The organism is Xanthomonas sp. 3058, from assembly GCF_014199765.1.
GTDB lineage: Bacteria > Pseudomonadota > Gammaproteobacteria > Xanthomonadales > Xanthomonadaceae > Xanthomonas > Xanthomonas campestris_B.
Genome location: NZ_JACHOF010000016.1, coordinates 65,133 through 91,253 on the forward strand (window position 1 = coordinate 65,133; position 26,121 = coordinate 91,253).

The 26,121-nt window shown below is 63.6% G+C and carries 25 protein-coding genes and 1 pseudogene; 15 read left to right on the top strand and 11 right to left on the bottom strand.

The annotated features are described in order from the left end of the window. Nucleotides 1-60: 60 nt before the first annotated feature. The 5 genes from GGR61_RS16680 to prmB all read right to left on the bottom strand — a co-directional run bounded on the left by GGR61_RS16680 (nt 61) and on the right by prmB (nt 4,753). Nucleotides 61-1,086, bottom strand: coding sequence for an aspartate-semialdehyde dehydrogenase (locus tag GGR61_RS16680; protein WP_184406770.1), 1,026 nt, complete (start codon nt 1,084-1,086; stop codon nt 61-63). A gap of 88 nt (nt 1,087-1,174) precedes the next feature. Next, nucleotides 1,175-2,263 (bottom strand): D-glycerate dehydrogenase, encoded by a 1,089-nt coding sequence (locus GGR61_RS16685; RefSeq protein WP_184622759.1) that lies wholly within the window; start codon nt 2,261-2,263, stop codon nt 1,175-1,177. After that, nucleotides 2,256-3,359, bottom strand: coding sequence for a chorismate synthase (gene aroC, locus GGR61_RS16690; RefSeq protein ID WP_184406768.1), 1,104 nt, complete (start codon nt 3,357-3,359; stop codon nt 2,256-2,258). Before aroC ends, GGR61_RS16685 begins: the two co-directional genes overlap by 8 nt. Further along, the gene (locus GGR61_RS16695; protein ID WP_184622761.1) at nt 3,349-3,837 is read right to left on the bottom strand and encodes a hypothetical protein; all 489 of its coding nucleotides are present in this window, start codon (nt 3,835-3,837) and stop codon (nt 3,349-3,351) included. Before GGR61_RS16695 ends, aroC begins: the two co-directional genes overlap by 11 nt. Then, the gene (gene prmB / locus GGR61_RS16700) at nt 3,827-4,753 is read right to left on the bottom strand and encodes a 50S ribosomal protein L3 N(5)-glutamine methyltransferase (protein WP_184622763.1); all 927 of its coding nucleotides are present in this window, start codon (nt 4,751-4,753) and stop codon (nt 3,827-3,829) included. The genes GGR61_RS16695 and prmB overlap by 11 nt, the downstream gene beginning before the upstream one ends. A gap of 80 nt (nt 4,754-4,833) precedes the next feature. Between prmB and GGR61_RS16705 the strand changes: the two genes are divergently transcribed. From GGR61_RS16705 to GGR61_RS16720, 4 genes are all read left to right on the top strand, one after another. Next, nucleotides 4,834-5,484 carry an SCO family protein gene (locus tag GGR61_RS16705; protein ID WP_184622765.1) on the top strand — a complete coding sequence of 217 codons (651 nt, stop codon included), beginning with the start codon at nt 4,834-4,836 and terminating at the stop codon, nt 5,482-5,484. Next, on the top strand, nt 5,481-6,329 hold the full coding sequence (gene asd / locus GGR61_RS16710; protein ID WP_184622767.1) for an archaetidylserine decarboxylase: 849 nt from the start codon (nt 5,481-5,483) through the stop codon (nt 6,327-6,329). The genes GGR61_RS16705 and asd overlap by 4 nt, the downstream gene beginning before the upstream one ends. A 134-nt stretch (nt 6,330-6,463) precedes the next feature. Next, on the top strand, nt 6,464-6,931 hold the full coding sequence (locus GGR61_RS16715) for a hypothetical protein (protein WP_184622769.1): 468 nt from the start codon (nt 6,464-6,466) through the stop codon (nt 6,929-6,931). Nucleotides 6,932-7,269: 338 nt separating this feature from the next. Further along, nucleotides 7,270-7,728 carry a hypothetical protein gene (locus GGR61_RS16720; protein ID WP_184622771.1) on the top strand — a complete coding sequence of 153 codons (459 nt, stop codon included), beginning with the start codon at nt 7,270-7,272 and terminating at the stop codon, nt 7,726-7,728. A gap of 120 nt (nt 7,729-7,848) precedes the next feature. Here GGR61_RS16720 and GGR61_RS16725 read toward each other — a convergent pair whose 3' ends face one another. Beyond that, on the bottom strand, nt 7,849-9,429 hold the full coding sequence (locus tag GGR61_RS16725; RefSeq protein WP_184406761.1) for a transglycosylase SLT domain-containing protein: 1,581 nt from the start codon (nt 9,427-9,429) through the stop codon (nt 7,849-7,851). A 284-nt stretch (nt 9,430-9,713) separates the two neighbouring features. Between GGR61_RS16725 and GGR61_RS16730 the strand changes: the two genes are divergently transcribed. Continuing rightward, the gene (locus GGR61_RS16730; RefSeq protein WP_184622773.1) at nt 9,714-11,219 is read left to right on the top strand and encodes a helicase HerA-like domain-containing protein; all 1,506 of its coding nucleotides are present in this window, start codon (nt 9,714-9,716) and stop codon (nt 11,217-11,219) included. A 223-nt stretch (nt 11,220-11,442) separates the two neighbouring features. Here the strand turns inward: GGR61_RS16730 and nudK are convergent, their stop codons facing one another. Beyond that, nucleotides 11,443-12,042, bottom strand: a complete 600-nt coding sequence (gene nudK / locus GGR61_RS16735) for a GDP-mannose pyrophosphatase NudK (RefSeq protein ID WP_184622776.1) — start codon at nt 12,040-12,042, stop codon at nt 11,443-11,445. Between the two features lie 534 nt (nt 12,043-12,576). On the opposite strand from nudK, the gene GGR61_RS16740 reads away from it, so the two are divergent. Further along, on the top strand, nt 12,577-13,851 hold the full coding sequence (locus GGR61_RS16740; RefSeq protein WP_184406758.1) for a hypothetical protein: 1,275 nt from the start codon (nt 12,577-12,579) through the stop codon (nt 13,849-13,851). A 62-nt stretch (nt 13,852-13,913) separates the two neighbouring features. Here the strand turns inward: GGR61_RS16740 and GGR61_RS16745 are convergent, their stop codons facing one another. Further along, the gene (locus GGR61_RS16745) at nt 13,914-15,380 is read right to left on the bottom strand and encodes a rhomboid family intramembrane serine protease (RefSeq protein WP_184622778.1); all 1,467 of its coding nucleotides are present in this window, start codon (nt 15,378-15,380) and stop codon (nt 13,914-13,916) included. Nucleotides 15,381-15,486: 106 nt separating this feature from the next. On the opposite strand from GGR61_RS16745, the gene greB reads away from it, so the two are divergent. Then, on the top strand, nt 15,487-15,993 hold the full coding sequence (gene greB, locus GGR61_RS16750) for a transcription elongation factor GreB (protein WP_184406756.1): 507 nt from the start codon (nt 15,487-15,489) through the stop codon (nt 15,991-15,993). Nucleotides 15,994-16,151: 158 nt separating this feature from the next. On the opposite strand, the gene rimO is transcribed toward greB, so the two are convergent. Next, nucleotides 16,152-17,525, bottom strand: a complete 1,374-nt coding sequence (gene rimO / locus GGR61_RS16755; protein ID WP_184406755.1) for a 30S ribosomal protein S12 methylthiotransferase RimO — start codon at nt 17,523-17,525, stop codon at nt 16,152-16,154. 297 nt (nt 17,526-17,822) lie between these two features. On the opposite strand from rimO, the gene GGR61_RS16760 reads away from it, so the two are divergent. From GGR61_RS16760 to GGR61_RS16775, 4 genes are all read left to right on the top strand, one after another. Next, entirely contained in the window at nt 17,823-18,485 is a 663-nt protein-coding gene (locus GGR61_RS16760; RefSeq protein ID WP_184406754.1) for a dienelactone hydrolase family protein, read from the top strand. A gap of 17 nt (nt 18,486-18,502) precedes the next feature. After that, nucleotides 18,503-18,919 carry an HIT family protein gene (locus GGR61_RS16765; RefSeq protein ID WP_184622780.1) on the top strand — a complete coding sequence of 139 codons (417 nt, stop codon included), beginning with the start codon at nt 18,503-18,505 and terminating at the stop codon, nt 18,917-18,919. 27 nt (nt 18,920-18,946) lie between these two features. Then, nucleotides 18,947-19,114 carry a DUF5668 domain-containing protein gene (locus tag GGR61_RS16770; RefSeq protein WP_042598366.1) on the top strand — a complete coding sequence of 56 codons (168 nt, stop codon included), beginning with the start codon at nt 18,947-18,949 and terminating at the stop codon, nt 19,112-19,114. A 276-nt stretch (nt 19,115-19,390) separates the two neighbouring features. Continuing rightward, on the top strand, nt 19,391-19,576 hold the full coding sequence (locus tag GGR61_RS16775) for a DUF5668 domain-containing protein (RefSeq protein WP_184406752.1): 186 nt from the start codon (nt 19,391-19,393) through the stop codon (nt 19,574-19,576). A 22-nt stretch (nt 19,577-19,598) separates the two neighbouring features. Here GGR61_RS16775 and dcd read toward each other — a convergent pair whose 3' ends face one another. Both dcd and apbC read right to left on the bottom strand, forming a co-directional pair. Next, on the bottom strand, nt 19,599-20,168 hold the full coding sequence (dcd, locus tag GGR61_RS16780) for a dCTP deaminase (protein ID WP_055850006.1): 570 nt from the start codon (nt 20,166-20,168) through the stop codon (nt 19,599-19,601). Between the two features lie 96 nt (nt 20,169-20,264). Continuing rightward, on the bottom strand, nt 20,265-21,116 hold the full coding sequence (gene apbC / locus GGR61_RS16785; protein ID WP_184622782.1) for an iron-sulfur cluster carrier protein ApbC: 852 nt from the start codon (nt 21,114-21,116) through the stop codon (nt 20,265-20,267). A gap of 337 nt (nt 21,117-21,453) precedes the next feature. Here apbC and GGR61_RS16790 point away from each other — a divergent pair. From GGR61_RS16790 to GGR61_RS16805, 4 genes and pseudogenes are all read left to right on the top strand, one after another. Further along, nucleotides 21,454-21,735 (top strand): annotated as a pseudogene (locus GGR61_RS16790) (Plug domain-containing protein); the annotation flags it as partial. Nucleotides 21,736-21,921: 186 nt separating this feature from the next. Next, nucleotides 21,922-22,230, top strand: a complete 309-nt coding sequence (locus tag GGR61_RS16795) for a hypothetical protein (protein ID WP_184622784.1) — start codon at nt 21,922-21,924, stop codon at nt 22,228-22,230. Between the two features lie 55 nt (nt 22,231-22,285). After that, nucleotides 22,286-25,372, top strand: coding sequence for a TonB-dependent receptor (locus GGR61_RS16800; protein ID WP_184622786.1), 3,087 nt, complete (start codon nt 22,286-22,288; stop codon nt 25,370-25,372). Between the two features lie 279 nt (nt 25,373-25,651). Next, entirely contained in the window at nt 25,652-26,017 is a 366-nt protein-coding gene (locus GGR61_RS16805; protein ID WP_184622788.1) for a hypothetical protein, read from the top strand. Nucleotides 26,018-26,121: the final 104 nt, after the last annotated feature.

Genomic DNA, 26,121 nt, shown 5'->3' on the forward strand with positions numbered 1-26,121 from the left:
ATAAGGCGTCGCGCGGAACGCCTTACCGCGCGAGCGCGTTTCGAGCGGGACTCAGGCGGCTCAACCTTCCTGCGCAACCAGTTCGGCCAACTGCACGGCGTTGAGCGCGGCGCCCTTGCGGATGTTGTCCGAGACGATCCACAGATTCAGGCCGCGCGGATGCGATAGATCCTCACGGATACGGCCGACGAACACCGCGTCCTTGCCGGAGGCATGCGTGACCGGGGTCGGGTAGCCGCCGGGCTTGCGCTCGTCCACCACTTCGATGCCCGGCGATGCGGCCAGCAGCGCGCGCGCATCTTCCACGGTGATCTTGTCGCGGGTTTCGATCGCCACCGCCTCGGAATGGCCGTAGAACACCGGCACCCGCACCGCGGTGGGATTCACCTGGATGGATTCGTCGCCCAGGATCTTGCGGGTCTCCCAGACCAGCTTCATCTCTTCCTTGGTATAGCCGTTGTCCTGGAAGTCGTCGATGTGCGGGATCAGGTTGAAGGCGATCTGCACCGGGAAGCGCTGCGGATCGATCTGCTGGAAGCTCAGCAACTCGCTGGTCTGCTTGCCCAGCTCTTCCATCGCCGAGCGCCCGCCGCCGGAGACCGATTGGTAAGTCGCCACATTGATGCGTTCGATCCCGTACTTGCGATGGATCGGGCCGAGCGCGACCAGCATCTGCATGGTCGAGCAATTGGGGTTGGCGATGATGCCGCGCGGGCGCTGCTTGAGCGCTTCGGGATTGACTTCCGACACCACCAGCGGCACATCGTCGTCGTAACGGAATGCGGAGGAATTATCGATCACCACCGCGCCGGCGGCGGCGAACTTGGGGCCGTATTCCTTGGACACGCTACCGCCCGCAGAGAACAGCGCGATGTCCACGCCAGTGGGGTCGAAGTCGGCCAGGTCCAGCACATCGACCTTGCCGCCATTGAACTCGACCTGCCCCCCCGCCGAGCGTGACGAGGCCAGCGCGTACAGGGTGGCGACCGGGAAGTTGCGCTCGGCCAGGATGCTCAGCATGGTCTCGCCGACAGCGCCGGTGGCGCCCACGACCGCGACGTTGAAACGACGGTTTTCGTTACTCATAAGGGAAGTCTTTATCGAAAGAGGAATGAACAAAGAACGCACTGCGGGCTGGGTTCGGGGAACCTCCAAAGCTGGCCGCGGAGGTTCCCTAACGTTTGGTCGTGGTGGTTTTGGTCGCGCCGGCTTTGATCGCTTCGCCATCGCTCGCGCCCACGCGCACACCGCCCTGTTTGGCAGCGGCCACCGCATCGGCATTGAGCGCGCTCGGCGGATGGCCGGCATGGGGGCCTGCGCCCAGTGCGGCGATCAGGTTGTCCACCGCCAACTGCACCATCGCCCGGCGCGTGGCCAGGCTGGCGCTGCCGATATGCGGGGTGAGCACGACATTGCGCAAGGCCAGCAACTCAGGGCGTACTGCAGGTTCGCCTTCATAGACATCCAGGCCGGCACCGGCCAGCCGCCCGTTGGCGAGCGCATCGGCCAGCGCGATTTCATCGACCAGGCCGCCGCGCGCGATGTTCACCAGCGTGGCGGTGGCGCGCATCTTGCCCAGCGCTGCGGCGTCGATGATGTGATGCGACTGCTTGGTGTACGGCAGCACCAGGACCAGGTGATCGGACTGCGCCAGCAACGTATCAAAGTCTACGTACTGCGCACCGAGCGCCTGTTCGGTGGCGGCCGGCAACTGGCTGCGGTTGTGATACAGCACGCGCATACCGAAACCGTGCGCACCGCGGCGCGCGATGCCCTGCCCGATCCGGCCCATGCCCAGGATGCCCAGCGTGCTGCCGTGGATATCGGCGCCGAGCATGGTCTTGAACGACCACTGCCCCCATTGCCCGTCGCGCAGCCAGCGCTCGGATTCGGTGATGCGGCGTGCGGCGGCCATCAGCAATGCGAAGCCGAGATCGGCGGTGGTTTCGGTCAGCACGTCCGGCGTGTTGCTGGCCAGGATGCCGGCCGCGCTCAGCGCATCCAGATCGAGATTGTTGTAGCCCACGCCGACATTGGCGATCGCGCGCAGCTGCGGTGCGGAGGCGATTTCTGCCGCGCCGATGCGCTCGTTGAGCGTGATCAAGGCACCGTCCAGGGTTGCCAATTGCGCGGCCAGGTCGGCCGACGCGTAGGTGCTTACGCGCTCGGTGGTGAGCAGCTCGAAATGTTCGCCCAACTGCGCGACGACATCGTCGAACAGCGGCTGGCTAACCCACACCTTGGCGCGCCGCGACTCAGACATCGCGCTGACCGGGAATGCGTGGCGACACCTCGCCAACATCGCCGCATTGGGCGCGATGACGCAAGGCCTGATCCATCAACACCAGCGCCATCATCGCCTCGGCGATCGGGGTGGCGCGAATGCCGACGCAGGGATCGTGGCGACCGGTGGTGATGACATCGACCACGGCCCCATCCGCATCCACCGTGGCGCCCGGCAGGCGCAGGCTGGACGTGGGCTTGAGCACCATCGAGGCAGTGATCGCCTGGCCGGTGGAAATGCCGCCCAGGATGCCGCCGGCATGATTGCTGAGAAAGCCTTCCGGGGTAATCAGGTCGCGGTGTTCGGTGCCCTTCTGCGCGGCGCTGGCAAACCCGTCGCCGATCTCCACGCCCTTGACCGCATTGATGCTCATCAAGGCGGCGGCCAGTTCGGCATCGAGCTTGCCGTAGATCGGCTCGCCCCAGCCCGCCGGCACGCCACCGGCCACCACGTCCACGCGCGCACCGACCGAATCGCCGGATTTGCGCAACGCATCCATATAGGTTTCCAGCTCCGGCACCTGCTCGGCGTGCGGCCAGAAGAACGGGTTGTCTTCGACCGCATTCCAGTCGAAACCGGTCGGCCGGATCTCGCCCAGCTGCGACAGGAAGCCGCGCACCAGCACGCCGTAGCGCTGCTTGAGCCACTTCTTGGCGATCACCCCGGCCGCCACGCGCATGGTGGTCTCGCGCGCGGACGAACGCCCGCCACCGCGCGGATCGCGGATGCCGTACTTCTGCCAATAGCTGTAGTCCGCATGCCCGGGGCGGAACTGCTGGGCGATGTTGCTGTAGTCCTTGCTGCGCTGATCGGTGTTGCGGATCAGCAGCCCGATCGGCGTGCCGGTGGTGCGGCCTTCGTACACGCCGGACAGGATTTCGATCTCGTCGGCTTCGCGCCGCGCCGAGGTGTGCCGGCTCTTGCCGCTGGCACGCCGTTGCAGATCGTGGGTGAATTCTTCCGGCGCGATCTCCAGCCCCGGAGGGCAACCGTCGACAACGCAGCCGATCGCCGGCCCATGCGATTCGCCGAAGGTGGTGACCGTCAACAGGCGGCCGAAACTGTTACTGCCCATGACGGCATCCTCTCAACATCGCAGCAGGTGGCGTGGCGCGAACGATGCGCGGCAGATGACGTGCCGCCACCAGCATCGGTGCCATCGCAAACAACCCGCCGAACACCATCAGAAATACGTCCAACTCGCCATCCCCGCTCAGCAACCAATCGGCGAGCAAATACACTGCGACGCCGACGCCGACCAGCAAGCCGAGTGTCACCACCAGCGTACGCCGCTGATGCGTGCGTAACGCCGCATCCGAACTGGCGGCCACGATCCACGCCGACACCAGGCCGAAAAACGCCATCAGGCCGAAGCCGATCTCCGCCGCCGCGCTCAACAAGCGCTGTGGCAAGGGACCGCCGTACATCGGGTCGAACAGGCGGAACACCACGTCGATCAGGCCGAGCGGAATGCCGACGCCGAAGAGGGACACCGGCACCAGCAACAGCAGATCGCTCAGCTGCGGCCGTGCGATGGACGACTCAGCGCGCACTGGCCAACTCGGCGATACGGGCGCTGTGGGCGACCAACTCGCTGCACTCGACGGCGAAGATGCCCATCTGCCCGACCTTGAATTCGACCCAGGCAAAATCCACTTCCGGCAGCAGCTTGATCAGGTGCTGCTCGGACTCGCCCACTTCGCAGATCAACAGACCGTCATCCTTGAGCCGTTGCGGCGCATCGCGCAGGATCTTCAGCACCAGGTCCAGGCCATCGTCACCCGCACGCAAGCCCAGTTCCGGCTCGTAGGAATACTCCTGCGGCAGCGCGTCGGTTTCGTCGTTGGTGACGTACGGCGGATTGGTGACGATCAGGTCGTACTGGCGGCCGCCCAGCCCGGCGAACAGGTCCGACTTCAGCAAGGTCACGTTGTCGGCATGCAGGCGCGCCTTGTTCTCGGCGGCCAGCGCCAGCGCGTCGTCGCTGATGTCCACGCCGTCCACATCCCACTGCGGGTTGTAGTGGCCCATGGCGATCGCGATGCAGCCCGAACCGGTGCACAGGTCCAGCGCACGCGTGACTTCGCGGCCGCCCAGCCAGGGCTCGAAGCCGGCTTCGATCAGCTCGGCGATCGGCGAACGCGGCACCAGCGCACGCGCATCGCTCTTGAAGCTCAGGCCGGCGAACCAGGCCTCGCCGGTCAGGTACGCCGCCGGCACGCGCTCGTTGATGCGGCGCTCGAACAAGCCCAGCACCTGTTCCTTTTCCGAGCGCAGCAGGCGCGCCTGGCCGTAGGCCGGGCCCAGGTCGTGCGGCAGGTGCAGGCTATGCAGCACCAGCTGGGTGGCCTCGTCCAGCGCATTGTCGTAGCTGTGCCCGAAGGTCAGACCGGCTGCATTGAAACGGCTGGTGCCGTAGCGGATCAGGTCGATGATGGTGTGCAGTTCGTCGGCCGCGGCGGCAGTCATGGCAACAACTAAAGAGGAATCGGGCCACGATTATAGAGGTCGGATCGGTATCATGAGCGTCCGTTGCAGTGGAAACCGCCATGTTCAATCGCAATACCGGCATCGTGCTGCTGGTGGCGCTGGCCGCCGGGCTGGGGCTGTTGCTGGGCCAGAAATTCCTTGGCGACACACCCAGCTCGCCCTGGCCGCCCACCCAGACCATCACCTTCTATCCGCAGCCACGCGCTTTGCCGCAATTCAGTTTGCGCCAGTCCGACGGCACCCAGCTGGTGCCCGGCGAGCTGAAGGGGCATTGGACGCTGGTGTTCCTGGGCTTCACCTTCTGCCCGGACGTCTGCCCGACCACGCTGACCGATCTGGCGGTGGCGCAGCAGCAGTGGGAAAGCATCCCCGACGGCTTGCGCCCGCGCGTGCTGTTCGTGTCGGTGGACCCGCAGCGCGACCCGCCGGCCCGCCTGGGCGAATACGCGCATGCCTTCCACAAGGACACCCTGGCCGCCACCGCCGATGTCCCGGCGCTGGAACGCTTCGCCACCGCGCTGGGCTTCGTGTTCCGGAAGGTGCCGGGCAAGGGCTTTGCGGACAATCCCAACGACTACAGCATGGATCACTCGGCCAGCATTGCCGTGCTCGATCCGCAGGGCCGCCTGGCCGGGCTGATCCGCCCCCCGCTCGACCCGAAAGCGATCGCCACCGACCTCCAACAGCTGACCAAGGCAACCGCTCCGTGAGTCTCGTCACTTCCCTGACCTACGTGCTGCCGCACCGGCTGCTGTCCTCGCTGGCGCGTGCGCTGGCGTATTCCGATACGCCGTCCACCAAGCAATGGTTGATCGACACGGTGACGCGCAAGTTCGGCGTGGACCTGAGCGAAGCGCTGGAACCGGATCCGCGCGCCTATCCCACCTTCAATGCGTTCTTCACCCGCGCACTGAAGCCTGGCGCCCGCGTGCCGGACGCCGACCCTAACGCATTGCTGATGCCGGCCGACGGCCGCATCAGTCAGCTCGGCCCGATCGAGAACGGCCGTATCTTCCAGGCCAAGGGGCAGTCGTTCACTGCCGCCGAACTGCTGGGCGACGCCGAGGCCGCGCAGCCGTTCAACGACGGCCTGTTCGCCACCGTCTACCTGTCGCCCAAGGACTACCACCGCGTGCATATGCCGTGGACCGGCACCCTGCGCGAGACCGTGCATGTGCCTGGCCGCTTGTTCAGCGTGGGCCCGGATGCGGTGCGCAACGTGCCGCGCCTGTTCGCGCGCAACGAACGTTTGGTATGCCACTTCGACACCGACTTCGGCCCGATGGCCTCGGTGATGGTGGGCGCGCTGCTGGTGTCGGGCGTGGAAACGGTGTGGAGCGGCGTGGAGATTCCGCGCTACGGCGATCGCATGACGCGGAAGGATTATCGCGGCAAGGGCATTGTGCTGGAGCGGTTTGCGGAGATGGCCCGATTCAACTATGGCTCGACGGTCATTGTCTTGCTACCGCCTGGCGTGGCCAAACTCGATGACGCACTGGCTGCAGAGACATCGGTGCGCCTGGGACAAGCGCTCGCACGCCGGCAAGTGGGCTGACGCGCGGCGGCGCGTTCGGCAGTCGGGCGCTTGGTTCGGCTGAGGCGCGACGCTACGCCTTCTCGGGAAGCTGCGCGTTTGCGACCGAATGCCGTGCCGGACACACTCAAGGATCGCCCGCAGGAACGCTCCCCATGAAAAAACCCTCTGCATTGGCCGCGATGTGCGCACTACTGGCAAGCACACCGGCGTATTCGATGACCTGCACAAGCAACCCGGCACAGTTCGACTTCATGCAGACCTCGGCCCAGGTCTTCTACTTTGGGACGGAAGACAAGGTCAGGGGAATCTACGAAAAACTCAGGCAGCAGGTCGGCGACCCGCGTAATCATGCGCGCACGACGCTGTTCTTCGCAGACGACGGGTTGCAGCGGCTATCCCGGTCCTATTGCGAAAGCCACAGATGCACAGGCATGGATGTCATCAAAGGGCTTCAACACTGCTCAGCTGCCGGCGCGGAAAAACCGGGCACACTCTGCCGCCCACTTGCCGCCATCTACGAAGGGAACGTCTATTGCCTGCTGGCGCCTGGCCTGGACACCTATTCGAACGAAAAACCCTTCGTGAACTTCAATCCCTATGGGGACGGCGGGGAATGGTGATTCCATGGCGGCCATGCCTGTGTGACAAAAACCGATAGCTGGGCTTGAGAAGCACCCCGAGCGCGCCGTGTTCCCTACGAAGCGATATGCAGGCTCAGCAGGAACACACATCGGGAAAATGCAGCATTGCGGAAATCAGCCTGACTCTGCGCGCGACATGCACGAGGCAGGCATGCTACCCGCTGGCAATGGTCCATCAACGCAAACGTGACTGCCTGCCGGCACCAGCCGAGAAAGCGCAAACGGTTCATCGGCGCCTTACCCGCCGTTGCAGCACCGAAGTGCGCGCGAACGCACCGCAGCAGCGACATAGATGCAGCGAGACAGCTGATTCAACAATGATCGATACCAACACCGGGCGGGATATCTTCATCGCCAGCACGCTGAGCGCGGCGCATCTCGGCGGGTTATTCGGCACTGCGTTTGACGTCACGCCCGACGGCATTGTCCTGCCTGAGGCATCCCACGACCAGTTGCATACGGCCTGGGCACAACCCGCTCGCATGGTCATCCACGCGCTCGAACCCGATGGCGATTTCGCCTTCAAGCTTGCCATCGATCTTGCTACGCCGATCGCAACCGATCGCCTCGTCACCCTCGCCAGGACTCATCAGATGACGATCGCCTGGGCCGTGGACGAAACATCGCCGCTTGACGACTATTACGTCGTTTTTTCCGATGGGATGACCCGCATGCATCGGCTCGTTTTCCGCGAAACCGATGCCTCGTATGCGTGCCTGCTGGCGCCAGCGCACGCTTGCTCAGGCGACCCCGATGAGCGGCTTTCAGACCCATGACGGCGTCGGTGCATCCGCGATTGTGGCAGGCCTTGTCGTCCTACCGGGTGGATGAGGACAGACGCCACGACGGCGATGGGCCCAGCCACTGTGGCGCCGTCACCGTTATCACGACGCGCCTCAGCGATCGCAACCGGCCAGCTTGATGCTCTGCCCCGGCTTGAGCGCATAGGCCGGCGCCTTCAGGCGATTGGCCTTGGCCAACTCCTTGATCTCGCACTGGAACTTTTGTGCGACCCGGCCGAGCGTGTCGCCCTTGGCGACGGTGTAGCTGCGCGCCTGCTTGGCCTTGGGCTTGGCGATCGCCGGCTGCCCGGTGGCCACGGTGGTCGGCACGCCGGCCATCGGGCTGACATCGCCCACCGCCACGCTGGGCACGTACTCGGGGGCGCTGCTGCGCACGATCGCACTGTTGAGGTCGGCGGTGATCAGCGTGCGTGCCAGGTCCGCGCGCGGGCCTTTCACGCAGTAACGCGCATACAGGCTGACGATGCGGTTGGTGGCATTGATGACCGTGCCGGCCGGAATCCAGCCATCGGATTCATAGCGCGGATTGAGATTGCGCAGCGCGCGCATGTAGCCATCGCGCGTGCCCATGCTGCCCAGGCAGATGGTGAGTTCGTAGATGGTGGTCGACTTGGCGAGCTTGAGCGTGGCCGGCTGCGCATCGAGCTTGGGAAACTCCACACCGTACTGGCGCGGGTGCAGGAAGATCCACGCCGCCGCGATCACCATCGGCACGTAATCCTTGGTTTCCGCCGGAAACTGGTTGTAGACGTCCTGCTCCCAGAACCCGCGGCCGCCGGACTGCGCAAACACACGCGCAGCGCGGCCTTCGCCACCGTTGTAGGCGGCCAGCGCCAGCTCGATGTTGCGGTTGAGCCCGGCCATACGCTCGTTGAGGTACGCAGCGCTGGCCTCGGCGGCGCTACGGGCATCGAAACGCGTATCGAAGCCGGTGCCATCCGGGCCCAGCCCGAAACGACGCCCCGTCGCCGGCATGAACTGCATCAGCCCGGCCGCACCGGCACGCGAGCTGGCGTGCACCTTGCCATTGGACTCCTTGGCCATGATGCCGAACAGCAGCGCTTCGGGCAGGCCGCGCTTCTGCCATTCCGGCCACATCACGCCGCGCAGGTTCTCGTAATTTTCGTAGCTGGTCAGCAGCGCCGGGCGCATGTCGGTCAACCAGCGCCGGATGCCGGCCTGCACCGCCGGGTTGTACTGCACCATCTTGTCGAAATCGTGGCGCTGGTCGTTGAGCAGCGTGGCCGCCCGCGCGGCTTCGGGCACACCGTTGGCGGCCGGGCCCAGGTGGTCCGGGTCGGCCTGCAGCAGGCTGTCGTCGTCTTCCGGATCCTCGGCGGCCGGGGCCTCGGCATCGGCGCGTGCCTTCAGCAGGCGCTTGTAGGTGGCCAGCTGATTGGCAACCAGGCAGCCGCGCTGCTTGATGCAGGCGTCGATGACATCTTCCATGTCCTCCAGTGCGGCATCGCCTTCGGCGGTGCCCTTGGGGTCGGAGTTGTTCACCAACACCAGCGCATCGCGATAGCGCTTTTCGGCGGCGGCCATGCGTGCATCGAGCACGGCGGCCTTCTCCGTGTCGCGTTTGGAAATGGCGTGGGCGGTGGGGACGATAGACATCAGCGCCACCACGACCAGAACCGGCCATGGGCGCAAACCAAAATGAGCGAGCGGCATCGGAGACAGTGCAGCGGAAAGGCTGGCAGGGTAGCTGCCGGGGCGACACCGGGGCAAGGCGAACGGGACGCCAGGGTCAGTGGGCCGTTAGATTGAACGCCGCTTACGGCGCCCGGAACGTCCGCGCAATCAGCTGGTGGCAGGCGCACCCGAGTGATATGTGCGCGCTGTGTGCCGGCACTTTTTCGACCTGTATTGACCCGTCCCGGAGCACGCTCCGGCGGCGGCCCTTGTCTTCCAGCAATGCCGGATAGACTCCGTTCTTTCCTCCCTGGATCCGTGCAATGGCCTCGTTCCTGTTGGGCAAAGGCGTCACCGACGATCGTCCGGTTTTGCTGGAAGCACGCTTCGGCAACCGCCACGGGCTGGTGGCCGGCGCCACCGGCACCGGCAAGACGGTCACCTTGATGACCCTGGCCGAAGGCTTCTCGCGCCTGGGCGTGCCGGTGTTTCTGGCCGACGTGAAGGGCGACGTGGCCGGCCTGGCGGTTGCCGGCGATGGCGCAGCCGGCGTGCTGCAGCGCGCCACGGATGTGGGCCTTGCCGATTACGCGCCGGCCGCCAGCCCGGTGGTGTTCTGGGATCTGTACGGCCAGCTCGGGCATCCGGTGCGCACCACCGTGAGCGAGATGGGCCCCACCCTGCTCGGGCGGATTCTGGAACTCAACGACACCCAGTCCGGGGTGCTCGACATCGTGTTCAAGCTGGCCGACGACCGTGGCCTGCTGTTGCTGGACCTGGACGACCTGCGCGCACTGCTGGCACTGGTGGTCGAGGAGCGCAAGGAACTGTCTACCAGCTATGGCCTGGTCTCCAGCCAATCGGTGGCCGCGATCCAGCGCGCCTTGCTGCGGCTGGCGCAGGATGGCGGCGAGCACTTCTTCGGCGAGCCGGCGCTGGAGTTGGCCGACCTGATGCGCGTGGCACCGGATGGCCGTGGCGTGATAAGCATCCTGGCGGCCAATCAGTTGGTGCTCAAGCCGAAGCTGTATTCCACTTTTTTGCTGTGGCTGCTGTCGGAACTGTTCGAGCGTTTGCCGGAAGTGGGCGATCTGGAACAACCCAAGCTGGTGTTCGTGTTCGATGAAGCGCATCTGTTGTTCGACGACGCGCCCGCCGCGTTGGTGCAGCGGATCGAGCAGGTCGTTCGGCTGATCCGCTCCAAGGGCGTGGGCGTGTATTTCTGCTCGCAGTTTCCCGACGACATCCCGGACAACATCCTCGGCCAGTTGGGCAATCGCGTGCAGCATGCCTTGCGTGCGTTCACCCCGCGCGACCAGAAGGCAGTCAAGACCGCCGCGCAGACCTTCGTGGCCAACCCCAGACTCGATGTCGCCACCGCAATTTCCAGCCTGGGTACCGGCGAGGCGCTGGTGTCGCCGCTGCAAGGCAAGGGCGTGCCGGCGCCGGTGCAGCAGACCCTGATCGCCCCGCCGCGTTGCCGCATGGGCGCCATCAGCGCCACCGAACGCGCGCAGGTGCGTGCGGCCAGCCCGATGGGCACGCGCTACGACACCGCGATCAACCGCGAGTCGGCCGCCGAGATGCTCGCCCGACGCGTCAAAAAAGTCGCCGAGCACGGCGCCGCACCGCCGGCGCGCACCCGCGAAGACGACGAGGCCCAGGACAGCGGGTTCGGTCAGGCCGTCAAGGACGCGGTATTCGGCACCAGCCGCCGCCAGGGCATGCTCGAAGCGATGGCCAAGCAGACCTCGCGCACGGTCGGCAACAAGATCGGCCAGCAGATCGTGCGCGGCATCTTCGGTAGTATTTTTGGTGGGAAGCGCTGATTACGCGAAAAACGGCAAGGACGAACCCGATGCGCACGAAATGGATCCATGTCGGCGCGATTGCACTGCTTGTTCTGGCTGCGGCACCGTGCCTCGCGCAGGAACCGCAACACGATCCTGACCACGACAACACACCAGATTCCTGCTAGGGCCTGATCCAGTAGGCATAACGCCGCCAGCATCTTCCCGCCGGACATTCCGTGGGCAGAACGCAACTCGCCGCTTACCCCAGCACGCCATGCAACTTGGCGTACTGCAGCAACATGATCGTCTTGGCATCGGCAATTTCGCCGGTAGCAATCATCGCCAGCGCAGCGTCGAGCGACAGTTCCAGCACCTCGATTTCTTCGCCATCTTCTTCGAGTCCACCGCCGTCGCTGACCTTGTCGCCGTCGAAGTATTCGCCGACGAAAAAGTACAGGCGCTCGGTCACCGAGCCGGGGCTCATGTACGCCTCGAACACCTTGCGCACGTTGTCGATCCGGTAGCCGGTCTCCTCTTCGGTTTCCTTGCGGATGCAGGTCAGCGCATCGTCCTGGTCGAGCAAGCCGGCGCAGGCTTCGATCAGCAAGCCGTCGGGATTGCCGTTGAGCAGCGTCGGCAAGCGGAATTGGCGAGTGAGCATCACCGTATGCTTGGCACGGCTATAGAGCAGGATGGTCGCACCGTTGCCGCGATCGTAAGCCTCGCGCGACAAGGTCTGCCAGCGGCCGTCCTTGCGTTGGAAATCGAACGTCACCTTGCGCAGCACATACCAGTTGTCAGACAGCACATCGATGCTGCGAATACGAACCTGCGGGTTGCCAGTGGCAGATGAATTCAAGCGACACTCCTTGTGTGCGATGCAAGCAATGCAGCGTTGCCAAGGGTCACGCCGCATCGCTCAAAAACCGCAACGATTGCGGTGGCCGACATTCTACCGATCACGCATTACAGCGCCAGACGATCGTTGACACCGCTGAACCTGTCAGACGCTATCTGCAGCGCGTTCGCCCTGTCTTGCAAGCACGGCGCGCCCGACGGCGCGGCGCTGCATCTGGCCAGAGCAAAGCGGTATGCCGCCAGCTCGCAACCAATCCCGAGGCGACCGGCATCGACATGCAACGGCGTTGCGCTCTGCCCTTACCGTCGCGGTCCCATCGTCCCAGGCGGCCCGTACATGCGGCAACCAACGCAGGCCGACCCCACGGCCGCTGCGGTTGCCGATCGCGGGCCGACCAATCCATATGCCGCAGCAACCCGAGCCAACGGCTGCCCACACTGTCGCCGCCTTCCCTCTGAGCGGGCCAGGACGCCCCAATTGCGCAGCGACGCACACCACCGCACAATCCCGTCACGTCAACGCCTGGGGAGCGTCATGGAAGACCGTTTTCGCGCACGCAAGGTTGCCGCGCAATCCGCGCTGGCGCCGTTCTGGACCCGTATTCCTGCCATCGCCACCTATCCGTTGCGTGGCTCGGCCCTGTACGCGTTGATCGCGCTGACGCTGTGCTGCGCGCTGCTGGTGCTACCCGGCATTCTGAAGCTGCTTGTCCTGGGCGTGCTGGGCATGGCCATGTACACCTACGCCTTCGACATCCTCCGCCACAGTGCCAACGGCGAGTACGACGCGCCACGGCTGGGCTACAACAGCTTCGATAGCGCGGTGCTGCGGCTGATCCTGCTGGCGTTGGCGCTGGGCATCGTCATTGCGGCGGCAGGCGCGCTGGCCGGCAAGCCAGGCCTGACCATCGCGTCACTGGTGGTCCAGTTGCTGCTGCCGGGCATGTTGATCTCGCTTGCCATCGACGGCAGTCTGCGTCGCGCACTCAATCCGGCGGTGTCGCTCGACATGGCGCTGCGGATCGGCTGGCCGTATCTGGCTGCATACGGGCTGCTGTACGTCATCCAGGGCAGCAGCACGGCGGCAATCCTGCTGGCGATGCATTACCTGCCTCCGGTCGTGCGCGAAGCGACGGTGGTGATTGCCTCTATCTGGGGCCTGTTCGCCAGCTTTCACCTGATGGGCTATCTGGTTTACCAGTACCACGAGGAACTGGGCTATGCGCCAAGCGGTGGCATCGCCCTCGAACGCGAAGACCCCGACCAGCGTTTGCTCGACGATGCAGAGCAGCACGTGCGCGAGGGACATTCCGGCGACGCGCTCCAGGTCCTGGGCGGTGCGGTACGCTCGCGTGCGGTGAGCCTGGCGGTGCACGAACTGTATCAGCGCCTGCTCCGTCAACAGCAACGCAGCGACACGCTGCACGAACACACCCGGCAGTACATCAGTCGCTTGCTGCAGGAAAAACAGCAGCGCCGCGCCCTGGCGCTGCAGCGCGAAGCACTGGATGGCAATCCCGCATTCACACCGTTGCTGCCCGAACAGGCGACCCTGCTGGCCGAACGCGCCAAGATGGCCGGACAGTTCCAACTGGCAATCGACGGCCTGCTGGCCGCCATCGGTGCGTGGCCGCGCGATCCGATGCTGCCGGCATGGTCGCTGGACGCCGGCCTGCTGCTGGCCGAACGCTTCGGCCGCGATGACCAGGCCCGTGCAGTCTTGCACAACGCCCTGGATCGCTGCGACGACGCGGCGCAACGCACCAAGCTGGAAGCCGCACTGAAAGCGGTCGCGATTCAACCGGCGTAACAGGCACTCAACGGACCGCCGATCGTCGATCTGCAATCGCGGACGTCAGCACGCCAACGCAGTTACCCGTTGTCGAGCAAAAAGCGCGCCTTGCTGGCCTGGGGTTGTTCGGGAAACTGGTTTAGCACCAGCTGCAACACCCGCATACGTTGCTCGCCAGCCTGGCGTTCGCCATGCCGCAAGGCGAGCGCAAACCAGCAGTGGGCGAGCGCGGCGCGTGGCACGCCGAGCGCGTATTCCGTCAACAGCCGCTCGGCGTCGGCCAGCAGCCCGTTGCGCAGGCATGCCTCGACCAAGGCGATGCGTGCGGACACGGCGCAGTCGATCCCGGCCTTGCTCAATTCTGCAGCCACCGCCAACTGGACACGCGTCTGCTCTGCAGTGTGGGTGTGGGTGCGCAACGACGTTTCCGCATGCTGCACGCTGTCCTGGCTGCGGCCGGCATTGCGCGCGGCGCGATATCGCGCAACTGCTATCTCCAGATTGTGCGGCTGCTCGATGGCCAGCTCGGCCAGCAGGCGTTCGGCTTCGCTATTTTCCATGCGTCCCAGATGCCGTTGCGCGCGCTCCCAGCGGTCGTCCACCAACACGGCATCGCCCTCTTCCATGAAGTCTGCGCGGGTCTGCCGCAGCAAGACCAGCAACGCCCCGAGCAGCGCACCGCTGACCAGCCCGCCAGCATGCGCCTCGAAGGCGACATTGCCCTTATCGCTCCACAGCAGGCTATACAACTCCCAGCCCAACCACAGCGGCAACAACACGATCGCCGGCCCACGCACGTAGTTGAACACCACCAGGAACCAGTAGAAAAAACGCACCTTGCGTCGGCCCCAGACCACGCAGAACGCGCCCATCAATGCGGCAATCGCACCGGAGGCGCCCAACCCGCCACCGGGCTGGCCCCAACGCCACCACAGGCTGACCGCGCTCGCACCGAAGCCGCCGAGCAGATACAGCAGCAGGAACCAACCGCTGCCGATCGCGCCTTCCAGCAAGGTGCCCAGCGCCAGCAGAAACAGCATGTTGCCCAGCAAGTGGTCGATATCGCCATGCAGGAACGTCGCCGACAGCATGCGTGCCGGCGACCATTCCGAACTGCGCTGCAGATGGCGTAGCGTGAACACCTTGGACAGACGCGCGTCGTAGGGCGCGCGTAATGCGCGCCATTGGCGCAAACCGTCCTCGTCCTTGAACAGCGCGCCGCTGCGCAGTGCCTGTGCGAACGCCACATCGTGCATCGTCAGATGCGCCAGATACGCGATGCGCTGGCGCCCCGGCACCGTATCCAGCTTGGCCTGGCGCGCGGCGCGCAGCCTGGCGTCGTCGATCTGCGCCAGATAGCGCGCATGCGCTTGCGCCTCCAATGCCCCCAGACCGGATTCGACGTAGTAGCGCACGGCGTTTTCGACCAGCGCGTCGTCCTTGCGCTGATAGCCCAGGTAGACCACCGCATTGATCAGCACCAGCAGCAACGTCACCCAGGGAATGTTCTGGCGCGACCAGGGCTTATGCAGCGGCATCAGCAGCATGACGACGTCCGTGTCCGAGAAAGCGCAAAGCTTCGCTGTGCGGCGGCAGATGCGCAAGCCGGCCATGCGCGCTAGCATCGCGCCCCCGCCGTCCGACACACCGCCCATGAGCCGCTGGCGCCCGCCTGCCGAAAAAAGCACCGCGCTGATCACACCCGACGGTCATGCCCGGCTCAAGGCCGAGCTGGAAGAGCTCTGGCGCGTGCGTCGGCCGGAGGTGGTGCGTGCGCTGGCTGCGGCCGCCGCCGAAGGCGACCGTTCGGAAAATGCCGAGTACACCTATCGCAAGAAGCAGCTTGGCGAAATCGACCGGCGCGTGCGGTATCTGAGTAAGCGGCTGGAAGCGCTGCGCGTGGTGGACACCGCGCCGACCGACCCGCGCGCGGTGTTTTTCGGCGCACAGGTCGAACTGGAAGACGCCGATAGCGGCGAACTGCTGCGCTACCGCATCGTCGGCCCCGACGAAACCGACGCCGGACGCGGCTGGATCAGCATCGATTCGCCGCTGGCGCGCGCACTGCTGAAAAAACGCGTGGATGACGAATTCGACGCGCAGTTGCCGTCCGGCAAGCACACCTTCGTGGTGGTGTCGGTGGATTACGCTGCGCAGTAGGCAGCCAAGAACGCGCCATCGATCAACCCAGCGTGTGCCGCAGCTGACAAGCGCCGGGCGGTAGCCAACCCGCGCTCAGGCGGCGCTCTCCACCGCTGCGCCGCGCATTGGTGCGGTGGCAAGCCGACAGCCAGCCATCGCACATGACGCAGGCCGCCTCACACCATCTGCAGATTCAACGCGCGCCCCTGCTGGATCGGCGCATTGGCAGGCAGTGCATCGCCGAACAGATCGTGCTCATCGCTGTCGGTGATTTCCACATCAATCAGGTCGCCGACCTTCAGTCCAAGCTCGCCGCCGTTCTGGATGTGCACCAGGCCATCGATTTCCGGTGCATCTGCACGCGAGCGTGCCACCGCGATATCGTCTTCGATCAGATCGACCAGGCATTGCTGCACGCTACCGATCTTGGATTCCAAGCGCGCGGCGGAAATCTCCGCCTGCCTGGCCATGAAGCGCGCCAGGCGCTCCTGCTTGAGCGCTTCCGGCACCGGATCGGGCAACGCGTTGGCGCTGGCGCCGTCCACCGGCGAATACGCGAACGCGCCGACGCGATCGAGCTGGGCCTGATCCAGGAAGTCGAGCAAGGATTCGAACTCGGCATCGGTCTCGCCAGGGAAGCCGACGATGAAGGTGGAGCGCACGGTGATCTCCGGGCACATCGCCTTCCAGCGCTGCACGCGCTCCAGCGTCTTCTCGACTGCGCCTGGCCGCTTCATCAGCTTGAGGATGCGCGGGCTGGCGTGCTGGAACGGAATATCCAGATACGGCAGCAGCTTGCCTTCGGCCATCAGCGGAATCACATCGTCCACGTGCGGGTACGGATACACGTAATGCAGGCGCGTCCACACGCCCAGCTCCGACAGCCCTTCGCACAGCGCCTTCATGCGGGTCTGGTACATGCGGTCGCGCCACGGGCGCTCGGCATACTTCAGGTCCACGCCGTAGGCCGAGGTGTCCTGCGAGACCACCAGCAATTCCTTGACCCCGCCGCGCACCAGCCGCTCGGCCTCGCGCAGCACTTCGTCCACAGGGCGCGACACCAGGTCGCCGCGCATCGAGGGAATGATGCAGAAGCTGCAACGGTGGTTGCAGCCTTCGGAAATCTTCAGGTACGCGTAATGGCGCGGGGTCAGCTTGATGCCGTAGTCGGGCACCAGATCCACGAACGGGTCGTGGCGCGGCGGCAACGCGGCGTGCACCGCCTCCATCACGCTCTGGTAGTCCTGCGGGCCGGACACCGCCAGCACCTGCGGATACGCTTCGCGGATCTGCTCCGGGCGCTTGCCCAGGCAGCCGGTGACGATCACCTTGCCGTTGGCGTTCATCGCCTCGCCGATCGCGTCCAGCGACTCGGTCACCGCCGAATCGATGAAGCCGCAGGTATTGACCACCACCACATCGGCGGCGTCGTAGCTGGGCACGATGTCGTAGCCCTCCACGCGCAGCTGGGTGAGGATGCGTTCGGAATCGACGAGCGCCTTCGGGCAGCCAAGGCTGACGAAGCCGACTTTGGGGTTCAGCTGGGACATGGAAGCAGGAGCCTGGGGAACGGAGCGGCCTGGGGCCTGAGTGCGCCGATTATAGCGGCGCCCGGGCGATGCCCTGAACCGCACCGCCGGCCAGGCCGTTCGGCAGCGGCCGACCCCATCTTGCCGATAGCGGGCAGAGACCGCGAAGGCACGTTGTCGCTGTCGCGCGTGCACCGCCCGCGCCTGCCTGGCAGCGAACGCAGCCTCCGCGAGCGCGGCGCTTAGCGAGATCCTCACTACCGCGTCGCCGATCCAGTCGATAATGCGCGCCTCCCCCGCACAGCATCTGGAGTTCCCATGGGTCACTGGACCACGCTCGACACCCCCGACGGCCAGGTCGCCGCCTGGCACGCCACACCCGCCACCAGCCCGCGCGGCGGCCTGGTGGTGATCCAGGAGATCTTTGGCGCCAACGAACATATCCGCGCAGTCGCCGACGACTACGCCGCACGCGGCTACGAAGTGCTGGCACCGGCCTTCTTCGACCTGGAAGAAAAGGACGTGCAACTGCCTTACGACCAGCAAAGCCTGCAGCGCGGCCTGGCGCTGGCCAATGCGGTCGGCCTGGATCGCGCGGTGGAGGTGGTGAAAGCCGCCGCCACCCTGCTCTCGCGCGCCGGCAAGGTCGGCACCGTTGGCTATTGCTGGGGCGGCTCGGTGGCGCTGCTGTCAGCCATCCGCCTGGGCCTGCCCTCGGTGAGCTATTACGGCGGCCGCAACACCCAGCTGCTGGACGAAACGCCCAAGGCGCCGGTGATGTTCCACTTCGGCGAGCAGGACGCCAGCATTCCGCCCGAGGCCATCCAGGCCCACCGCGAGAAACTGCCGCAGATGGAGACCTTCGTGTATCCGACCGGCCACGCCTTCAACCGCAGCATCGACCCCACCCATTACGACGCCGACAGCGCCGAGCGTGCGCTGGAGCGCACCCTGGGCTTCTTCGACGCGCATCTGGGATGAGCGGGACTGCAGCGCGCATGTCCGGCACGAGCGACTTCCAGCTCGATCCGCGCCTGGCCGCAGACAGCGTGTTCGTCGCCGACGGCCCGCTGTCGCAGGTGCGGCTGATGGACGACAGCCGCTTCCCGTGGCTGGTGCTGGTGCCGCGGGTGGTCGAGGTCAGCGAGTGGATCGATCTGGATGGCGGCCAGCAACGCCTGTTGCTGGCCGAGATCAATCAGCTCTCGCAGCTGCTGCGGGTGGAGCCGGGGGTCGCCAAGCTCAACATCGGCGCGCTGGGCAATATCGTGCGCCAGCTGCATGTGCATCTGGTCGGCCGTCATCCCGGCGATGCGGCTTGGCCAGGGCCGGTCTGGGGCAGCGGCAGCGCGCAGCGCTTCGACGCCGATGCGCTGCAACAGCATGTCACTGCGTGGGCGCAGCGGCTACGATAGGCACCCGTCTTTCAACCACTCTTTCGCATGAAATCCAATGTCGTCGCCGCGCTGATCCTGATCCTGGTCGGGCTATTGTTTCTGGCCAACAATCTGGGCTGGACCAATCTCAGTCTTGGCCGGCTGATCGCTACGTGGTGGCCGGCGGCGTTGGTCGCCTGTGGTGTGGGGATGTTGTTTGGGCGGGGCAAATAGCCGGGAATGGGGAATCGGGATTGGGGAATCGGGATTGGGGAATCGTAAGAGCGGACTTTGGGCGCTGTTGATTCCCCCGCTTGCCTGGTTGTCTTCCGAGAGACATTGCCCTGCTTGCGCGCTAGCCCGTCCAGCCCACTGATTCGCCAGCCCGTGCCCCGGCTGCCTGTCGGCTTTGCCGACATGACGTCTGTCATCCTCAATCGTTGACGTCCGGCACCTGATCGACAGGCGCATCGCGCGCAGCATGGCCTCACACCTACCGAGCACACCGCCATGCGCTATCGCCTGATCCCCGCCCTGTTCCTGATCACGCTGGGCACGCTCTTCCTGCTGGACAACCTGGGGCTGGCCAGTATCGATCTGGGTCACCTGGTTTCGACCTGGTGGCCGGCGTTCCTGATCGCCGCCGGCGTACGCCACCTGCTGCGCTACCGCGAGCGGGCGACCGCGACCTGCTGAAGGTCATGGCCGCACCACGGCATCAGGTACGCGGCAAGGTCACGCCGGTCTGGCCCTGGTACTTGCCGCCGCGGTCCTTGTACGAGGTCTCGCAGACTTCGTCGGACTGGAAAAACAGCATCTGCGCCACGCCTTCGTTGGCGTAGATGCGCGCCGGCAGCGGCGTGGTGTTGCTGAATTCCAGCGTGACGTGGCCTTCCCACTCCGGCTCCAGCGGGGTCACGTTGACGATGATCCCGCAGCGCGCATAGGTGCTCTTGCCCAGGCACACCACCAGGGTGTCGCGCGGAATACGGAAATACTCGACGGTGCGGGCCAACGCAAAGCTGTTCGGCGGGATGATGCAGACATCCGATTCGACATCGACAAAGCTGCCAGGATCAAAGTGCTTCGGATCGACGATCGTCGAGTTGATGTTGGTGAAGATCTTGAACTCGCGCGAGCAGCGCACGTCGTAGCCGTAGCTGGAGGTGCCGAAGCTGACGATGCGCTGGCCAGCCGCGTCGTGCTTGATCTGGCCGGGCTCGAACGGCTCGATCATCGCGTGCTGCTCGGCCATGCGCTTGATCCAGCGGTCGCTCTTGATGCTCATGCGGTGTTCCTTGAAGACGGAAGGCGACGGGCCGAGCGGCCCGCGCGAAGACGGCGAATTCTAGCAAGCGACCGGCACCGACGGCCGGCCGGTGCGCTACAGCAACGAAGCCGAGATCGGAATGCTGGCGCGCGGACGCTTGCCCAGCTCCTCGGACAGGCGCGCGGCGGCGGCCAGATAAGCCTGCGCTGCCGCCGACTCCGGTGCCGCCACCACGATCGGCTGGCCGGCATCGCCCTGTTCGCGGATCGCGATCGCCAGCGGCAACGAGCCCAGCAAGGGCACCCCGTACTGCGCGGCCATGCGCTCGCCGCCACCTTCGCCGAACAGATGCTCGCGGTTGCCGCACTTGGAACAGGTATGCACCGCCATGTTCTCGACGATGCCCAATACCGGCACCTCGACCTTTTCGAACATCTTCAAGGCCTTGCGCGCATCCAGCGTGGCGATGTCCTGCGGCGTGGTGACGATCACCGCGCCAGCCACCGGGATCTTCTGCGACAGCGTCAACTGGATATCGCCGGTACCTGGCGGCAGGTCGATCAGCAGGTAATCCAGGTCGTCCCACAGGGTGTCGTTGAACAGCTGGGTCAACGCCGAGGTCGCCATTGGGCCGCGCCAGATCATCGGCGTGTCCTGATCGACCAGCAAGCCGATCGACATCGCCTCGATGCCGAACGCACGCAGCGGCTCGATCGACTTGTTGTCCGGGCTGTCCGGCCGCCCGCTCAGGCCGAGCATCGCCGGCACGCTCGGCCCGTAGATATCCGCGTCCAATACACCCACGCGCGCGCCCTGCTGGTGCAAGGCCAGCGCCAGATTCACCGCCGTGGTGGACTTCCCCACTCCCCCTTTGCCGGAGCCGACCGCGATCACATTGCGGATCCGCGCATGCGGCACCAGTGCGCCCTGCACCGCATGCGCGGGGATCCTGCGCTCGCCGGTCATGCGCGTGCGCCCTGAAAGAGGTCGATCGCCTTGCTTGAAGCGCGTTGCACCATCGTCGTCATTGCCTATCTGATTCGTCGTGTGCTGCCACGGCTGCGATGGGTACATCGCCGACCGCAGCGCTGGAAAGATCGTCAGTTTACCGACTCGGCCACGGGCAGATGCGCTTCCAGCCGTCACCGGATAGGCGCGCTGCTCGTTCATGCGTGTGCCAGGTGGCGACATATTTAACAAACATGGACAAATTATTAAGGAATTGTTAAGTTCGAAACCCAGTTCAGCCAGCACTCAGCGAGCGCGGCTGTTTCGCCAAATCCAGTGAGGAATCCGCAAAGTCATGTCGAGTCGTCTTCCGCAACACACACAGCGTCATCGCTTGAGCACCGCGTTATTGGCCGTGCTGGCCGCTTCTGCCGGCCACGCTGCCGCGCAGTCAGAAAACGGGGTCGCACCCGGCACCACCGATCTGGACAAGGTCACCGTCACCGGCTCGCGCATTGCGCGTACCGGCTTTGTCACACCCTCGCCGGTCACCGCGATCAGCGCCGAGGAAATCCGCGCCACCGGCGCGACCACCATCAGCGATCTGATGGCGCGCATGCCTGCGCTGACGCCAGCCCGATCAGGAACGGCTCGTACACTTGCCAAAAGTTCCAGTTTGGCTATCAGTTCCCCGGCTTAAAGAGCGACGTCGACAACGCCACCCGCCATGCGACTACTTCCGCTCGGACTGCAACTCTGCGCTGTACGACAACCGCGGGCGGTTCTCTATCTGGGCGCCACTGTCCGATTCTGAGTCAGCTCGATGGCTGCGGTATCAAAAGGGCCCGATGAGCGAGGTCTTTTTGCACAGAAATATTTTCAAATGAAACCTATAGCCATGGACGTGACGATTTCCGCCGCTTCCATGCCGGCAGTGTTCGGTGGCAGATCGACGTCCTGCATCACCCGTACTAACAAAAATGAATACTTGCAGCAATTTGGTGCACACGCATGTCGAGCGCCGGCAATTTGTGCGCAAATCCACGCATTAGATGCGGATTTCAACATTTTCATTAACGAAGCATTCAAACCGCTTGCGACAGGACGCACAGATTCATTACGTTCGCATTAAGGCCATCTGACTCCCCGATGACCGCCCTTAATCGAACTCAAGCTGAAGGTCAGGAATGAGCAACCAATTTCGTCGCCAAGTCCTCAAACGCACCGCCCTCGCCGTCGTGCTCGGCGCCTGTCTCGCCAATGGCGCGGTCTACGCGCAAAGCACCACCGGCAGCATTTACGGCAGCGCCCCCTCCGAAGCCGGCAGCACCATCGTCGTGCAGAGCGACACCGGCCTGAGCCGCACGATCACCATCGACGCGAACGGCCGCTACAACCTGGGCTCGCTGCCGGTCGGCGCCTACACGGTCACTCTGAAACGCGGCGATCAGGTCATCGATACCCGCAAGAATGTGCAGTTGCGCGTGGGCTCGGGTACCGAAGTGTCGTTTGCAGGCGCCAGCGCCGCAGGCAGCAATGCGGATGCGACCACGCTTGGTGCAATCACGGTCACTGCGGCCAATGCACCGAAGATCGATGTCAGCTCCACCAGCTCTCGCTCGGTGATCACCTCCGAGCAGTTGGCCACACTGCCGCTGGGACGTAGCGCCGAAGCGATTGCGTTGCTTGCGCCGGGTGCGGTATCCGGCGCCGGTGCATTCAACAACGGCTCGCGCTCTGTGGTGTCCTTCGGCGGTTCTGGCGTCACTGAAAATGCGTACTACATCAACGGCTTCAACGTCAGTAATCCGCTCAGCAACTTGGGCGGCGTAAGCCTTCCGTATGGCGCCATCGACCAGCAGGAAACCTATACGGGTGGCTACAGCGCCAAGTACGGTCGCTCGACCGGCGGCGTGATCAATCAACTGGGCAAGCGCGGCACGAATGAATGGCACTTCGGCGTGCAAACGGTTTGGGAGCCGGATTCGCTGGCGAGTTCGCGTGGCGATGTGTGGTATCCAAACAGAACACTCCCTGATGGATACGAATACGACACCCCTGACCAACCCGGCAGCCTGTATCGCGCAGGCAAAGACAATAAGCAGACTCGCACTGTCTATAGCGCATATGCAGGTGGCCCCCTGATCGAAGATCGGCTATTCATCTTCGTGGCCGGTGAGACGGAAAAGGTCGATGGTGTAGGAACAAATGCGAGCAATGCGAGCATTCAAGCTCGTAATAATTACGAATATAGCACTCCAAAGTTTTACGGAAAGCTGGACTGGAACATCAACGACAGCAACATTCTGGAATACACGCGCGTTCAAAACACTGATCGCCGCAGCGGCTACTACACTTCATTCGATTATGACGGCGAAGTGAGTGGTGAGCGCACTGGAACTTTTCCGGATACATTCAAGATCAAAGATAGCTATGACATCTTCAAGTACACGAGCTACTTGACGGATGATCTGACCTTAAATGCTACCTGGGGACGCAGCACTCAGCATAATCAGCAATTCAACCCCGCTGTTTCTGACCTACCATTCCTGGGCAGCGTCACTAGCCAGAACCCTGCGTTTAACGGCGGCACGCCGATCCGCAACGATCAAACGACCAACCGCGCGAAGGCCGACGATCCGATCAACAAGACGCGCAGCCTGCGTCTGGAGCTCAATTATCGATTGGGCGACCACGACATCACCGCTGGCGTGGACAACATGTACTTCAATGCCTATGACGAAGGCGTACGTACCACTGGCCCCGGTTACCAATGGATCTATGGACGTGCTCTCACAGAGCAGACACCAGTACGTCCCGGGCTAGGAGTCGGTCCGGCCGGACCGGGCTCGAACGGCTTCTACGCCCAACAGCGCATCTTCACCACCACCACAAGCATGGCCGTGGAGCAAAAAGCGTATTACCTGGAAGATCGCTGGCAAGTCAACGATAACTGGCTTGTGACGCTCGGTATCCGCAATGATCAGTTCACCAACTTCAACAGCGATCACGTCGCTTACGTGGATAGCGGTGACCAGTGGGCTCCGCGTCTGGGAGCAAGCTGGGATGTCTTTGGTGACTCATCTTTGAAGGTATTTGCAAATCTTGGTCGCTACTACCTAGCGCTTCCCAACAGCGTTGCTATCCGTGGAGCATCGGCGTCCACCTATACGGATCAATATTTCACCTACACAGGTATCGATGCCAACGGAGAACCGACTGGCTTGACCCCATTCGGCCCGGGCGCGGTCTCGGCCAATGGCGAATTTGGCCAAGCACCCAACCCAGGTGCATTTGCACCGAGCGATTTGAAATCGCAGTATCAAGACGAATTGATTCTTGGCTTTGAAAAGACAATCGGTGAAAGTTGGAATTCGGGCGCCAAGGCAACGTATCGAAAGCTGGAAGCGGCAATCGACGACGTCTGCGACATGCACAACGATGACTACAATGCACGTGGCGACCTGAAGCTTGCATCGCAAGGAATCGATCCCAGGACCATCGATATCCCGTATTGCGTGATCTTCAATCCGGGCAAGACCAATACCTACAACCTCGCAAATCTCGACGGATCGGGTTTTACCCAGCTGCAGATGTCCCAATCGGACTGGGGTTTCACTGACAAGGCCAAGCGTAGTTACGTTGCCGTTGACCTTTTCTTGGAACACCCGTTTGATGAAAAGTGGTATGGCCGCATCGATTACACCTGGTCGCGTAGCTATGGCAATACCGAAGGTCAAGTCAAGTCCGACATCGGCCAATCTGACGTTTCCAAAACGCAGGACTGGGATGCTGCGGCGCTGATGTATTACGCGGGGGGTAGCTTGGCAAACGATCGTCGCCATCAACTGAAAGCGTTCGGGGCCTACCAGATCACGCCCGAATGGATGGCGTCAGCCACCCTGCGCGTAATGTCAGGCACCCCGGTTTCCTGCCTTGGCTACTTCAATGACCCAGAGAATCCGGATCCGATCAACTACGGATCGGCCTATCACTATTGCGGAGGTCAGCCATCGCGACCTGGCGATGCCGGCCGGACCCCCTGGATCAAGAACATGGACTTGGGTGTGACATATCGTCCCTCGTTCGCCGATCATAAACTGGCCGTTGGCTTGCAAGTGTTCAACGTCTTCAATGATCGTTCGGTCACGCGCATCGATGGTGTTTATGAGACCGATCCCGGACTGGTTTCAAACACATATGGAATCGGCCTAGAAAACTATAGCTACAACACTCCGCGCTACGTGCGCCTGTCTGCATCCTACGACTTCTGATCACAAGCACCGGAAGCGTCGTCCTGACGCTTCCGGTGAATTAGTGCATCCGAATTAGCCATGACCCTTAGCTGCAGCAACCCTGCATTTTTTCTTTTCTAAATCAACCTAATTCTAGGCGGCGATGACTCTGACTGAAGAATGTCGGGCCAGCAATTTCGAGGAAAAATGGCCCACTCTGTAGCCTGTAACGATAACTCGGCTGCAGACTTAGGACCAATAAGGAAAGAGTACGACCCACGCCTCAAGGGAGTTGGGGCACAACAAGGAGCCAGTTGAATGAAAAAAGTACTTTTGGCCTCAATCTTTGTGGCGATAAGCGGCCTTACTGTCACCCCGGAAGTAAAAGCAGCGACCCAGTACGGCCGTACCTGGATGTGGTTCGATGCCAACGAAAACTTAGTTGGTCAGAGCATCCTGTATTGCAGCAACCAGACGGAGCATCAGGGGGCGACATCGACCGCCAAGCGCGTCATCATCAGCTATGTATGCGATACGCGTGAAGTCAACTCGATCAGCTACACAGGGTTGTCACAGCAGTTGCGCTCTGACTTTTGCAATACATGGGGGCAAGGCACGTGCGAAGACGGCCCATGGCCAAACGGCTACTTGACCAGCCCGTGGCAGCGCGGGTTGTACAACTGATAACCGATGAGTTAGGGAACCTCTGAACAACGCACCACAGATACGCGACACTACCCGCCTGATGTTGAGGAGTGATCCATGCAACTGACGTTCGGTGACGCTGA